Annotated in this window: 15 protein-coding genes; 9 read left to right on the plus strand and 6 right to left on the minus strand. The window is 58.5% G+C overall.

The window, feature by feature from the left end; genetic code table 11:
- Position 1: 1 nt before the first annotated feature.
- From WCX18_RS07855 to WCX18_RS07865, 3 genes are read right to left on the minus strand one after another with little or no spacing between them, the layout of a single operon-like run.
- On the minus strand, positions 2 to 1,219 hold the full coding sequence (locus tag WCX18_RS07855) for a glycosyl transferase (RefSeq protein ID WP_345987074.1): 1,218 nt from the start codon (positions 1,217 to 1,219) through the stop codon (positions 2 to 4).
- Positions 1,212 to 2,492: a DUF4147 domain-containing protein gene (locus tag WCX18_RS07860; RefSeq protein WP_345987075.1), complete on the minus strand. Its 1,281-nt coding sequence runs from the start codon at positions 2,490 to 2,492 to the stop codon at positions 1,212 to 1,214. The genes WCX18_RS07855 and WCX18_RS07860 overlap by 8 nt, the downstream gene beginning before the upstream one ends.
- Positions 2,485 to 3,294, minus strand: coding sequence for an HAD-IIB family hydrolase (locus WCX18_RS07865; protein ID WP_345987076.1), 810 nt, complete (start codon positions 3,292 to 3,294; stop codon positions 2,485 to 2,487). Before WCX18_RS07865 ends, WCX18_RS07860 begins: the two co-directional genes overlap by 8 nt.
- A 143-nt stretch (positions 3,295 to 3,437) precedes the next feature.
- Here WCX18_RS07865 and WCX18_RS07870 point away from each other — a divergent pair, with 143 nt between their 5' ends.
- From WCX18_RS07870 to WCX18_RS07885, 4 genes are all read left to right on the plus strand, one after another.
- Positions 3,438 to 4,190 (plus strand): TIGR01458 family HAD-type hydrolase, encoded by a 753-nt coding sequence (locus WCX18_RS07870; protein ID WP_345987077.1) that lies wholly within the window; start codon positions 3,438 to 3,440, stop codon positions 4,188 to 4,190.
- A 61-nt stretch (positions 4,191 to 4,251) separates the two neighbouring features.
- The gene (locus WCX18_RS07875; RefSeq protein WP_345987078.1) at positions 4,252 to 4,854 is read left to right on the plus strand and encodes a hypothetical protein; all 603 of its coding nucleotides are present in this window, start codon (positions 4,252 to 4,254) and stop codon (positions 4,852 to 4,854) included.
- Between the two features lie 15 nt (positions 4,855 to 4,869).
- Positions 4,870 to 5,304, plus strand: a complete 435-nt coding sequence (locus tag WCX18_RS07880; RefSeq protein ID WP_345987079.1) for an ankyrin repeat domain-containing protein — start codon at positions 4,870 to 4,872, stop codon at positions 5,302 to 5,304.
- A gap of 125 nt (positions 5,305 to 5,429) precedes the next feature.
- The gene (locus WCX18_RS07885; RefSeq protein ID WP_345987080.1) at positions 5,430 to 6,059 is read left to right on the plus strand and encodes an HAD hydrolase-like protein; all 630 of its coding nucleotides are present in this window, start codon (positions 5,430 to 5,432) and stop codon (positions 6,057 to 6,059) included.
- 35 nt (positions 6,060 to 6,094) lie between these two features.
- Here WCX18_RS07885 and ald read toward each other — a convergent pair whose 3' ends face one another.
- A complete protein-coding gene (gene ald / locus WCX18_RS07890) occupies positions 6,095 to 7,192 on the minus strand; it encodes an alanine dehydrogenase (RefSeq protein ID WP_345987081.1) in 1,098 nt (365 codons plus the stop codon).
- 335 nt (positions 7,193 to 7,527) lie between these two features.
- On the opposite strand from ald, the gene WCX18_RS07895 reads away from it, so the two are divergent.
- Positions 7,528 to 7,935, plus strand: coding sequence for a hypothetical protein (locus WCX18_RS07895; protein WP_345987082.1), 408 nt, complete (start codon positions 7,528 to 7,530; stop codon positions 7,933 to 7,935).
- A complete protein-coding gene (locus tag WCX18_RS07900) occupies positions 7,935 to 8,858 on the plus strand; it encodes a glutaminase (protein ID WP_345990786.1) in 924 nt (307 codons plus the stop codon). The genes WCX18_RS07895 and WCX18_RS07900 overlap by 1 nt, the downstream gene beginning before the upstream one ends.
- A gap of 169 nt (positions 8,859 to 9,027) precedes the next feature.
- Here the strand turns inward: WCX18_RS07900 and WCX18_RS07905 are convergent, their stop codons facing one another.
- Positions 9,028 to 9,183 (minus strand): hypothetical protein, encoded by a 156-nt coding sequence (locus tag WCX18_RS07905; RefSeq protein ID WP_345987083.1) that lies wholly within the window; start codon positions 9,181 to 9,183, stop codon positions 9,028 to 9,030.
- Between the two features lie 249 nt (positions 9,184 to 9,432).
- On the opposite strand from WCX18_RS07905, the gene WCX18_RS07910 reads away from it, so the two are divergent.
- Genes WCX18_RS07910 through WCX18_RS07920 form a run of 3 tightly spaced genes read left to right on the plus strand, consistent with a single transcriptional unit; the run spans position 9,433 to position 12,069 of the window.
- Complete coding sequence (locus tag WCX18_RS07910; RefSeq protein ID WP_345987084.1) at positions 9,433 to 10,437, plus strand: MoxR family ATPase; 1,005 nt, start codon at positions 9,433 to 9,435, stop codon at positions 10,435 to 10,437.
- Between the two features lie 9 nt (positions 10,438 to 10,446).
- A complete protein-coding gene (locus tag WCX18_RS07915; protein WP_345987085.1) occupies positions 10,447 to 11,616 on the plus strand; it encodes a VWA-like domain-containing protein in 1,170 nt (389 codons plus the stop codon).
- Between the two features lie 57 nt (positions 11,617 to 11,673).
- Positions 11,674 to 12,069, plus strand: a complete 396-nt coding sequence (locus tag WCX18_RS07920; RefSeq protein WP_345987086.1) for a hypothetical protein — start codon at positions 11,674 to 11,676, stop codon at positions 12,067 to 12,069.
- A gap of 112 nt (positions 12,070 to 12,181) precedes the next feature.
- On the opposite strand, the gene soxZ is transcribed toward WCX18_RS07920, so the two are convergent.
- Positions 12,182 to 12,487, minus strand: coding sequence for a thiosulfate oxidation carrier complex protein SoxZ (soxZ, locus tag WCX18_RS07925; protein ID WP_231019449.1), 306 nt, complete (start codon positions 12,485 to 12,487; stop codon positions 12,182 to 12,184).
- Positions 12,488 to 12,511 lie beyond the last annotated feature (24 nt).

The raw sequence follows: 12,511 nt of genomic DNA on the forward strand, positions 1-12,511 counted from the left end.
GTTACGCCTCCTGCGCATCCAAGGCGACGGCACGGGCGAACTTCTCCGAGAACTCCGGCAGCACCGATCGGACGGTAATCCACGGGGACATCGACGGTACGCCGAGCGGATTTTCGAAGAACTCCTTGGCCGCCTCCTCGATAGCGTCCTGGAAGGCTTCGACGGCGCTGATCTCCTTCTCGCGGTTGTACTCCAGGCCGTTGAGCTTGGAGAGCGCCACGTACTTGGAGATCTCGAAACGCGACTCCTGGAAATAGGTCGCCAGCAGGGTCTTGAAATGCGACTCGGTAAAGACGATCCCCTCCTGTGCCATCACCCGGAAGAGCGCCTTGGCGATGTCGCCGGCCATCTTGTAGACGCCGCCGCCCTCCGCCTTGTTGCCGAGGTCCTGGTGCTTATGCTCGTAGGTATCCATGATCTCCGTCTGGCAGATGCGGCGATTGGAGGTGTTCTTGTAGACCTCGCTGAGCGTCGAGACCTCCAGCCCCCAGGTCGGTGAAATCGCGATCCCGCGCCCCAGCGAGCGGATAAAGGCGAACTCCCCGGAGAGCGCGTAGCGGAAGCTGTCCATGTACTCGAGGTATCGGTTCGTGCCCATCACCTTCTCCAGGGCATGGATCAGCGGGGTGTAAAAGAGGCGCGTCACCCTGCCGTGGAGCTTGTTCGTCACCCGGGAGTAGTACCCTTTGTTGAACTCGTAGTCCAGGGCCGGGTGGACGATGGGGTAAAAAAGGCGGGCAACGATCTCGCGCGAGTAGTTGACGATGTCGCAGTCGTGCAGGGCAAAGGCGTAGTTCTCCTCCCCCGTCAGGCCGTAACCGATCATCGTCCAGACGTTGCGCCCCTTGCCCGGATCTTTCAGGCAGGGGAACCCTTCGCGGGTCAGCTCCGCGTAGAGCTCCTGGATGCGCGGGCCGTCGTTCCAGAGGATCTCCACTTCGCACGGCAGCTGGACCATCAGTTTTTTGACTTCGAGAAACTGTTCGCGGGTCGCGCGGTCAAGGCCGAGGATGATGCGGTGCAGGTAGCGGACATGCTTGAGCTCTTCGATGATCGTATGCATCGCCGGGGTCTCGAACTCGCTGTAGAGTGCGGGAAGCAGCAGGACCATTTTGCGGCGTTCGGACATGTGTTCAAGGTCCTTCTCCATCGCTTCAAGGCTTCTGCCCCCTACCCGTTGCAGTGACGTGATCACCCCGTTTTGAAAAAAGTCAGCCATTTTCCTCTCCTTTGTAAGCTAATACCACATCCATGACATTGGTGCCGGTGTAGCCGGTCTTGATGAGTGCCGCTTTCTCGGCGAAAAACGTGTTGGAGTCGAAACGTGCCAGGGCGTCGTCGATCTCCCCGGGAGTGCATTGCCGATAGAGCGCGTCGGAGATGCGGGCCCCGGCCGCATCCGAATTGCCGTCGATCCCGTCGGTACCGGCACATATGATATCGTAACCGATATTTGTTTTTAAACGTTTCAAACAATGAAGCGCGAAATGCTGGTTCCGTCCCCCTTTTCCGTTGCCCGAGACCGTCACCGTCGTTTCGCCGCCCTGCAGCAGCAGGGTACCCGGCGGCAGCATCTCGAAGCGGCGGCAGAATGCCGCGGCCGCTGCTTCGACGTCCCCCTCGATGGGGGTTTCGACGACCCGGACGTCCCGGCCGTGCTCCACGCCGCAGGCCGCCGCGGCTTCCAGCGCCTGCTTGTTGCTGCCGATCATCAGATGCGTCACGCCCGGCAGCGGTTCCGTCGGCGTTTCGGCAATGGCACCGCGCTCCCCCTCCGCCAGGACGTCGCGTACCGTGGCAGGGAGCCTCTCAAACAGCCCCTTCTCCTTCAGCATCGCCGTGACGCCGGCATAGGTGCTGCGGTCGCAGTAGAGCGGGGCCGACCCGATGGTTTCGAGATCGTCCCCGATGACGTCGGAGATGACCAGCACGATCACGGTCGCCTTCGTCATCTGCGCCAGCCGCCCCCCTTTGATCATGGAGAGATGCTTGCGCACACTGTTCGTCTCCTCGATGCTGCAGCCGTTCTCCAGCAGCAGCCTGGTCGTCTCCGCCATCGCTTCCAGCGTCACCGGCGGCTGCGGTTTCTCAATCAGCGCGGAGGTGCCGCCGCTGAGCAGAAAAAGGATCAGGTCCCCCTCTTCCGCCGCCGCGAACTGCGCCATCAACTGCTCTGCCGCCGCAACGCTCTCTTCGGAAGGGATGGGATGGGTGCTGTGGACGTAGCGGCAGTAGCGCAGCGGACGTTCCGCTTCGGGCGTGACGATCACCCCGCCGGCGATGCGTGCCCCCAGAATGCCCTCGCACGCTTCGGCCATCGGCAGTGCCGCTTTGCCCGCACCGCAAAGGTAGAGGCGGCGGTAGCGTTCCAGGTCGAACTCTCTGTCATCAATGCAGAGCATCCCGTCATGAAGCTGCATCCGCTCCGGGAGCATCTGCTGCGGCATCACCGCATCGACCGCCGCCTCGAAGAGGGCTGCGAGCTCAGGCAACACCGAAAAGCTCCTGCAAAACGGCATTCCAGCCTCTGGGCCCCGGATAGGGCGCCTTGATGAGATTGGGCAGGCTGATAGCGGCATAGCTGCCGTCGTGCTTGGGAATAAGCACTGGGATATCGACACTCTGCAGCATCGAGAAATCGTTTTCACTGTCTCCCAGCGCGATGGATCTGAAACGGATCCCCGTCGACGCCTCGGCGCGCTCGAGCAGTGCTTCGACCGCACTCCCCTTGCTCTGGTTCCGCCCGATAAGATGGTAAAAGCGCCCCCCCTTGGTGATCATGAAACCCTCGGCCGAAACGGCCGCTATCAGGTCATCAAGCAGGCTCTCGTCTTCCATAATAAAGGGTTCGGAGCAGTAGCGCGTTTTCGCCATCACGGCGCTTTCGCTCTGCAGTCCCGTCCGTTCGGCCACCTCGTCATGGTGCATATGCGAAAAACCTCTCAGGCGGAAGCGGGTTTTCAGGTTGTCCAGCAGGTTCGTACAGGCGTCATAGGCCGCCCCGAGGGTAATCACCTCGTAATCAGCCTCATGATCTGCGCCGTAAAAGCGGCTGCAGCAACGCGGGATGAAGATCGCCCCGCCGTTCTCCACGATGAAGGGGGCACAGAGTCCCAGTTTCTCCTGGAGTTTGACGGCTTCAGGCTGCGTTTTGCTGGTCACGAAAACCAGCGGTATCTCTTCACGTATCAGGTAGTCGATCGCGGGCTGCGCCGCCGAATGCGAGTAGGTTTCGTGATCAAGCAGTGTGGCATCTAGGTCAGTGAAAACGATGTAGTGCGGCGAATCAGACATCCGCTCGGCCTTGCATGTTTGTCATGTTCCCATTGTAACATCACTGCCGCCGTTATACGCTGGATCCCTGCCTGCTTTTTAGGCATACACAAAGGGCCCCATGGGGTATACTTCAAAAATATCCCGGGAAAAGAGAACATTTTATGAACACTTCGATCATCAGAGGCGTCCTGTGCGATATCGGCGGTGTGCTTTACGAAGGCGACACCCCCTATCCCGGCGCCGTCGAAGCAGTCGCGCGGCTCAAAGCGCGCTATCCCGTCCGCTTCCTGACCAACACGACCCAGAAGACGGGTGCGGAAGTGGTCGCAAAACTGCAGCGGATGGGATTTGCGATCACGGCCTCGGAAGTGATCACCGCCCTGGACGTCACCAAAGCGTACCTTACCGAACGCCAAAGCCGGGCAACCTTCCTCCTCACGGACGCCGCCGAGGCGTTTTTCGACGACCTGCCCGACGCCCCCTGCCGCTGTGTCGTCGTCGGCGACGCCCAGGAAAACTTCACCTATACACGCTTCAATGAAGCCTTCCGTACCCTGATGGAAGGCGGCGAGCTCCTTGCCGCGGCGAAAAACCGCTATTTCAAAGACCACGGCGGCCGCCTCAGTATGGATGCCGGCGGCTTCGTCGCGGCCCTGGAGTACGCGTCGGGGAAAACGGCAACGGTCATCGGCAAACCGAGCAGCGCCTTCTACCGTCTGGCCTGTGCGCAGATGGGCATCACGCCCGAGGCGGCGGTCATGATCGGCGACGACGTCGAAAGCGATGTCGGCGGTGCGCAGGCGGCGGGCCTGCAGGGCATCCTCGTCGAGACGGGAAAATACGCACCCGCCGACCTCGCACGCGGCATCACCCCCGATGCCGTCTTCCCCTCCCTCGCCGCGATCAGCCTCTGAAAAAACCTCGGAACCGGACTTGCATATCCCTCCTTGCACTAACGAGGAGGAGTTTCTATATATGACGATTGATGTCAACGTTAAAGCAACCAATGAGGATTTTCTCGACGAGATCGACGAGATCATCGAAGATACGATGGTGCAGATCTTTTTTCTGCAGCCCGAAGACGAAGCGGCCCTGGAAAAGGCCAAAGAGGATGCCGAAGCGTACACGGCCCTCTTCTACACCGCCCCCATTGCCCTGGGCGAGCAGTCGAATGCGAAATGCGTCGGCTACCGCGTCAACAGTGCCGACGAACTGCGTGCGGCGTCCATCGCGGACAAACCGCTCTTTGTGGATGAAAGCGCTCTTGACGATACCCTCCGCTCCCTGCTGATCGAACGCGGCGACCGGGGGGTCATCCTCAACGCCACGCAGGCGCATGACGACCTCGAGCAGTTCTTCGTGGCCATCGGCCCCTCCAATGTCGGCGCATTCGACCATGAGGTCCTCGCCGGCCTCTCCATGGACAAGATCATGCTGCAGAGCGGTTTCCCCGAGCACGGCTTTGACGAGATCTTCCCGGCGGTCAAAACGATCTCGGACGCGATGTTCCGCCCCGAACACAGCATCATCGCCCGGGCGACCAAGCACGCCCTCGCCCTTGCGGGCCTGAAAAAATAGTCCAAGGAGACAACCGTGACCGAAACCACACTGACATGGCTGGCGGCGAACGACTACGACGCCGGGAACCTTGACCTTCAGGGCAGCTACGGCAATACCGCCCTGATGAAGGCCGCCCGCGAAGGCAATGCCGCGATCGTGCGCGAACTGCTCGACGCCGGCGCGGACATCATGCTCAAGAACGTCGACGGCAATACCGCGCTGTGGCTCTCCTGCTTCGGCGAGAACCCCGAGGTCGTCTCCATGCTCATCGACGCGGGCATCGAGCTTGATACGGCGAACGTCAACGGCGTCACCTCCCTGATGTACGCCGCTTCCAGCGGCAAAGAGGCGATGGTGAAAATGCTCGTGGACGCGGGTGCCGACGTCGCCATCAAGAACCCCGACGACTTCACGGCCCTCGACCTCGCCGTCACCCCGAAGATCCTCCGTCTGCTGCGGAAGAAATAAGTCCGGGTGGGGAGGCCCGCCCGATATCCTGCTTTCCAACTCTCTCTCCATACCAACACGGCGGATACGTCCCGCATAGTATAATAAGCAGTGATAAGTAGAAAAATATCGTTCAGAGAGACACCGTGAAGTACAAGCTCGTCATTTTCGATTTCGACGGTACCCTTGCCGACTCTTTTCCCTTTTTCCTGCACGCCGTCAACGCCCTGGCGGAAAAACACCATTTCAGAAAAATAGACCCGGAACAGGTCGAGACCCTGCGGCACTATGATGCGAAACGCATCATCAGGCAGCTCCGTATCCCCTTATGGAAAGTGCCGATGGTCGCCGCCGTTTTCAGGAAGCGGATGGCACAGAATGTCGGCGATATTCCCATGTTTCCCGCGGTAACGGAAATGCTGCACACCCTGTCGGAACAGGGCATCACCCTCAGCCTCGTCACGAGCAACTCGCACGAAAATGTCCTGAAAATCCTGGGAAAGGAAAATACGGGGCTGCTGCGCTACCCGCAATACGGTACAAGCCTGTTCGGAAAAGCGTCCAAGCTGAAAACCATCCTGCGAAAGAGCGGCCTGGCCGCGGAAGAGGCCATCTATATCGGTGACGAGATCAGGGACCTGAACGCCGCACGGGCCGTCAATATGGATTTCGGTGCCGTTACATGGGGGTATACGAAAGGGGATGCCCTGATGGAGCACTCCCCTTCAGCGATGTTCAATCGTGTCGGGGAGATTGCGGAGAAGCTGGCGCACTGAAATACGCGCTTGCCGTTGGTTCGGGCCCGAAGGCCTCACAGCTCGCAGTATTCGAGCCCGTGCGCTTCGGCGACGGCCAGGTTGGTGAGCTTACCGTCATAGGTATTGAGCGCACTGTGCAGCAGCGGGAACTTCACGTACGCTTCTTCGCCGCCGAATTCCGCCAGTTTCAGCAGGTAGGGCAGTGTCGCGTTCGTGAGCGCCATTGTCGAGGTGCGCGGGTAGGCCCCCGGCATATTGGCGACGCAGTAGTGCACGACCCCGTCGACAACGTAGGTCGGTTCGGTGTGTGTCGTCGCCCTGGAGGTTTCGAAACAGCCGCCCTGGTCGATGGAGACGTCGATCAGCACACTGCCCTCCTGCATGATAGAGAGCATCTCCTTCGTGATCAGCTTCGGGGCCTTTGCCCCCGGGATCAGCACCGTACCGATAACGATGTCCGTCTTCGGCAGCAGCGACTCGATGGCGTCGGTCGTACTGTACAAGGTGCTGACGTTGGCAGGAAGCACGTCGTTAAGGTAGTGCAGGCGCGCAAGGTTGATGTCGAGGATCGTCACCTTCGCCCCCATCCCCGCCGCGACCTGGGCCGCGGAGAGCCCGGCGACACCGCCGCCGAGGATCATGACGTCGGCACGCGGCGTCCCGACAACCCCGCCGGGCAGGATACCCCGGCCGCCCTGGTAGCGTCCCAGGTAGAAGCCGCCCATGATCGCCGCCATCTTCCCGGCGACCTCACTCATCGGCTCGAGCAGCGGCAGACGGCGGTCCACCTTGAGCGTCTCGTAGGCGTAGGCCTTGATCTTCTTCTCCAGCAGGAATTTGGTCTGCGCTTCGTCCGCGGCCAGGTGCAGGTAGGTAAAGAGGGTCTGCCCCTCCTTGAACAGGGGGTACTCCTGCGCGATCGGCTCCTTGACCTTGACAATAAGCTCCGCCGCGTCGAAGACGGCCGCGGCGCCTTCCAGCAGTTCGGCACCGGCCGCGGCATAGTCATCATCGCTGAAGCCGCTGCCCTCGCCCGCACTGGTCTGCACATAGACCGTATGGCCGTTTTTGACCAGCTCCTTGACCCCCGAAGGCGTCACCGCCACCCGGTACTCTTCTGTTTTAACTTCTTTTGGCACGCCGATTTTCATGGGGTCCCCTTTAATGATTAGTGATATGGGTTTTAACTAAAGGATAAATACTATCAACTACATGCATTAACAGTTCCCAAAAGGGGTCTGCCGCCTGTTTACCGTACTTCCGTACCTTCTCCGTCATCAATTTCTTGTGTCGGTAATGTGATATGATATAGCAGATTGAAGCGGAAGGGTCCATTATCAAACGTATATGTCCGTTTTTTGTGTCGGTCTCCGTCCTTTTTTTGTCGTTTTGTTTCGCCGATGACTCTTCCATTGTCATCAACGGGCATCGGCTTCCGCCCGAGCCCGATCCCAAAGTCAACAGTGCGACGCTGCTCGGTGTGGATGTGAACAGCAACGGCGTACGCGATGATGTGGAGCGGAAAATCTATTTCAGATACAAGCGACCGATCATACAGGCTTTTATGATGCAGTGCGCAAGATTTTTTCCAAAGCAGTTGGTAAACCCCAAACAAGCAGCTGTTTCACCAGAGCTGAAAGACGAAGAGTGGAATCTTTTTTCATGCAAAGGATATCTTAGAAACAAAGGAATTACTATTCCGAAGGGTTCTATAGATTTCATAGAGAATAGCTATGTAAACACCAAAGAGCGCTTTAACTCATATGTTTTATTTAATCAAGCATCGAGTGGGAAAACATATCGGATTCCTATACATTCCAAAGACCAAAAAGCCGAAAACTGCGACTTCAACATCACATTGATACTGGAAATGGAAAAGCAAGGAGGAAAATGATGGACTACCAGGCCGTACTGAACGAGATTGCCGAAGAGATCAAACCGTATCTCGGTGAGGGGAAAGTCGCCGATTATATCCCCGCCCTGGCGGAAGTCGACCCGCAGCAGTTCGGGATGACGTTGACAATGTTCGACGGGACGCAATACAGCGTCGGGGACGCCGATACCCACTTCTCGATCCAGAGCATCTCCAAGGTCTTTACCTTCACGCTGGCGCTCGACGCCTACGGCTATGACCTCTACCGCCGCGTCGGCCGCGAACCCTCCGGAAACCCCTTCAACTCATTGGTCCAGCTCGAATACGAACACGGCATCCCCCGCAACCCCTTTATCAATGCCGGGGCCATCAACGTTACCGACGCACTGATCTCGCACTACGGTTCCGTGGCCCTCACCTCCAAAGAGATCCTCGGGTTTATCCGGGAGATCGCCGGCAACGGGATGATCGAAAGCGACAAGATCGTTACGGAGTCGGAGATGCAGCACGGCTACCGTAACCGCGCACTGGCAAACCTGATGAAGAGTTTCGGCAACCTCGACAATGATGTTCTGGAAGTCGTGCATACCTATTTTGAGCACTGCGCCATCGCGATGAACACCCGCACGCTGTCGCGTGCCATGCTCTACCTCGCCAACCACGGCGAAGACCCTATTACGGGCAAAAAATTCATCACCCCGCAGCAGGCGAAGCGGATCAACGCCGTCATGCTTACCTGCGGCCACTACGACGCTTCGGGCGATTTCGCCTTTCATGTCGGTCTGCCCGGCAAAAGCGGTGTCGGCGGGGGGATCGTCGCCGTTATTCCGAAAAAGCTGAGCCTCTGTGTCTGGTCGCCGGCACTGAACGAACAGGGCAACTCCCTGGCGGGCACGAAAGCGTTGGAGCTCTTTACCAGTAAAACAGGATTGTCGATCTTTTAGGAGGAGCGTACCGGGGAGAACCGGTACGTATTTTAAACATAGGGCAAGCGGCGGCGGATTGTATGGAGGAGAGTGCCGTCGCCGGGGTGGTGCTTAAGAGCGAAGTCTTAAAAGGGCACCCCTCAGGCCGTTGGCACAAGGGGCTTCAGGGGTACCCTCGCAGCAGATATCAGTCCCAGAGGATCTCTTCGCAGCAGTCCGCCAGAGCATCAATGCAGTCAAACTCTTCGTTGAAGTGCATGTTTTCACAGTTGCAGTCATCATAGTGGTGCAGCAGGTGGTTAAAACTAAAATCTTCCAGTTCAATCATTTCACATTCAAACATTTTGTATCCTTTAGGCGGAGTCTCTCGGGCTCCTAGATTTACCCCTACTGATACAATTCGTGTTCCCGTTTTTCACTCCGAATATATGCAATTTTCATACTAAAAATAAAATATTACGACAATTTTGTCATATTTGTCAGAAAAACCGAGATATTTGTCATTAAAAAGAGTCTTTTTATCTCTTTTAACCCGTTCGTATCAAAATTGCAATGGCGTCGGCGACAACTATATAGTATTGCAAGGACCGCCATGAACCCGATAAGCACGAAACGCTCCCTGACCCACCTCACCGACCGCAAGGTACCCGTCTTCCTCTGGGGGCCTCCGGGCATCGGCAAATCCTCCATCGTCGCCCAGATCGCCAAGGAGAAGAAAATCGCCTACATCGACCTTCGTCTCTCCCTGCTCGACCCGACCGACCTGCGGGGCATCCCCTTCTTTAACGCAGACACTGGCGAAGCCGTCTGGGCCCCCGCTTCCTTCCTGCCCGACGGAAGCAAGGCGGAGGGCATCCTCTTCCTCGATGAGCTCAACACCGCCGCGCCGATGGTGCAGGCCTCGGCCTACCAGCTCATCCTCGACCGAAAGATCGGCGAATACCAGCTGCCCGACGGATGGGCCATCGTCGCCGCCGGTAACCGCGAAAGCGACCGCGGTGTCGTCTTCCGCATGGCCGCACCGCTGGCCAACCGCTTTGTGCACCTGGAGATGGAAGCAAGCGTCGAGGACTGGAAACAGTGGGCCGTCGGCGCCGGCATCGATCCCGCCATCATCGCCTTTATCTCCTACCGCCCCGACGCGCTCTTCACCTTCGGACAGGGCAAGGACGACAGCCGCTCCTTCGCGACGCCGCGGACCTGGGAGTACGTCAACGAGATTGTCGCCTCCGAGCCCGACCCCGACCTGATCATGCCCCTGGTCGCCGGCGCCATTGGCGAAGACCTCGCCGCAGCCTTCCTCGGTTTCAAAGTCGTCGCGGGCGAACTCCCCGACCTCGACGGCATTTTTGACGGCAGCGTCTCCGCCGTCCCGACGGAACCGGCAGCCCTGCATATGCTCAGCACCGCCCTGGCCATGCGCGTGGGCGAAGGGACCAGCAGCAAAAAGCTCAACAACCTCATCGCCTACACCCTCAAGATGCCTGGCGAATTTGCCGTCATGATCATCCAGGACCTGCGCGAACGCAAGATCGAGCTCGACCACGTCGACAGCTGGACGCTCTGGATGCGCCAGTTCAACAACCTCCTGCACTAAGGGCCTGTTTTGACCCCTGAACAGCTACTGACCAAAGCCAAGTCCCAGCTGACGATGAAGCATCCCTACTTCGGGATGCTCGCCTCCCGCCTGAAACAGGAGCCCAAAGAGGGGCTGCGCGGCTATGCCAGCAACGGCAAGCGCTTTTTGTACGACCCGGAGTTCATGGGGCGCCGCAGCATCGAGGAAGTGATGTTCATCCTCACCAACTGCGTCATGCACCACGTCCTCTCGCACCAGCAGCGCCAGCTGGGACGCAAAGGGGGACTCTGGCAGCTGGCCACCGACTACGCCATCAACAACCTCCTGCACAAAAACGGCCTCGCCATTCCCCAGGGCGCCAACTTCAACGAAGAGTTCGAGGGGATGTACGCCGAGGAGATCTACGACGCCCTCAAAGAGAGCTATTACAGCAACATTGACGACGCCTTCGGCGGCGAGGACGACGTGCCTCCCCCGCCGGGGATGCCGGGCGGATCGGCTGAAGGCGGTGAAGGAGAGGAGGACAGCGGCGCTTTCTCCAACCTCGGCAATATCGAAGAGGAGCTCGACGCCCAGAACGAGTCGGAGTGGCAGTACGCCTCCTCCGTCGCCCAGGAGGTCGCGCAGCGCAAAAGCGCGATGCCCTCGGGGATGGAGCGGCTGGGCAAGAAGGTCAAGGCCGCCGACGTCGACTGGCGTTTCGAACTCTACAACGCCGTCAACAAGCACATGCGCAACAACTACGCTTTCATGCCGCCGAACAAGAAACACCTCTACCGTGGCGTCGCGCTGCCCTCCCTGGCCAGCGATACGCTCAGCCTCTGCGTCGCCGTCGACACCTCCGGTTCCATCAACGAAGCATTGCTGGGGGCCTTTACGGAGGAGTTCAAAAGCATCATGACGACCTTCCCCGCCATCCGGATCGAGCTGATCATCGCCGACGCGAAAGTGCACGGCCACTACAGCTTCCAGGGCGGCGAGAAGCTGGACTTCCCCCTCAAAGGGGGCGGCGGGACGGACTACCGCCCCGTCTTCGACTACATCGAGGCGGAGCTGCCGATGACGACGATGCTGCTCTACTTCACCGACGGCGACGGCTGGTTCCCGCGCATCCCGCCGCCGTACGAGGTGCTCTGGGCCCTCTCCCGCCCGGCCAAGGTCCCCTTCGGGCGCGGGCTGGTCATCTTCAACTCCTAGCCTTCAGCCCCACGGGGCTACAATACACGACAATTTTTTTGTCGCGAGTAGTCCAAAATGTCCGTCCAGACGATTATGATCATCGCCTTTACCGCCGCCACCGTACTGGCCGCATGGAAGCTCTACGCCTTTCTGCCCAACAAGCCGCTGCCCGATGACGACAGCAACGAAGCCTCCAAGGAGGAGCTGACCACCCTGATGCTCGAGGTCATCGAAAAGGAGCACCGCCACGAGGCGCCGCTTACGGCTCAGGAGCTCTTTGAGCAGATCGTCAGGCACGAAGCCTTCGACAAGGAGCACTACTGGCGTTTCAACCAGAACAAGCTCAACCAGCTGCTGCAGCGCTACTACCTGCACTATCCGCATACCGGTTCGATCCCTGCCATTTATGATCACCTGCGCGACACGAAACCCGATACGGATCAACAAAAAGAGCAGCGCCCCGAAGCGTGAGACAAACGCACAGTGTCATTTGTCGTCTGCGGTCAAGTCTGTAATATTAAGCGTGCTGAATAAAGCGGGGAGCGTGAGGTAATGGCGGGACGCCGGGGCGTCCGCCGGAAGATTATTTGATTTTGGCTTTGGAAGTCTTGGTGTTGCCCTTGAGGTCAACCCAAGTCATGACGAGTTCGTCACCCGCTTTGAAGTCGCCTTTGAATGCGAACTTGAAGATCGGGTTCTTGGAGAGGAACTGGCTGACAGACGCGTCCATAACGGTTGCAGCGCCGACTTTTGCGTCGATGTGCGTGATGAAGTTCGCGTTGTTGCGGTCGCCGGTTTTCTTCTCAGCGATATCGTATGTCCACATGTCGTGCTTCGCCATCGCTTTTACAGAAACGACATTACCTTTGAGTTTTGCTTTGATTCTCATGATATAACCTTTCTATTTCTTTGT

The organism is Sulfurimonas sp. HSL1-2, assembly GCF_039645565.1.
In the GTDB taxonomy this organism is placed as follows: Bacteria; Campylobacterota; Campylobacteria; order Campylobacterales; family Sulfurimonadaceae; genus Thiomicrolovo; species Thiomicrolovo zhangzhouensis.

What these genes read in the sequence shown, in the direction of transcription:
- WCX18_RS07855 (WP_345987074.1), bottom strand. Translation starts at nt 1,219, where the DNA reads ATGGCTGACTTTTTTCAAAACGGGGTGATCACGTCACTGCAACGGGTA.
- WCX18_RS07865 (WP_345987076.1), bottom strand. Translation starts at nt 3,294, where the DNA reads ATGTCTGATTCGCCGCACTACATCGTTTTCACTGACCTAGATGCCACA.
- WCX18_RS07870 (WP_345987077.1), top strand. Translation starts at nt 3,438, where the DNA reads ATGAACACTTCGATCATCAGAGGCGTCCTGTGCGATATCGGCGGTGTG.
- WCX18_RS07875 (WP_345987078.1), top strand. Translation starts at nt 4,252, where the DNA reads ATGACGATTGATGTCAACGTTAAAGCAACCAATGAGGATTTTCTCGAC.
- ald (WP_345987081.1), bottom strand. Translation starts at nt 7,192, where the DNA reads ATGAAAATCGGCGTGCCAAAAGAAGTTAAAACAGAAGAGTACCGGGTG.
- WCX18_RS07900 (WP_345990786.1), top strand. Translation starts at nt 7,935, where the DNA reads ATGGACTACCAGGCCGTACTGAACGAGATTGCCGAAGAGATCAAACCG.
- WCX18_RS07905 (WP_345987083.1), bottom strand. Translation starts at nt 9,183, where the DNA reads ATGTTTGAATGTGAAATGATTGAACTGGAAGATTTTAGTTTTAACCAC.
- WCX18_RS07910 (WP_345987084.1), top strand. Translation starts at nt 9,433, where the DNA reads ATGAACCCGATAAGCACGAAACGCTCCCTGACCCACCTCACCGACCGC.
- WCX18_RS07920 (WP_345987086.1), top strand. Translation starts at nt 11,674, where the DNA reads ATGTCCGTCCAGACGATTATGATCATCGCCTTTACCGCCGCCACCGTA.
- soxZ (WP_231019449.1), bottom strand. Translation starts at nt 12,487, where the DNA reads ATGAGAATCAAAGCAAAACTCAAAGGTAATGTCGTTTCTGTAAAAGCG.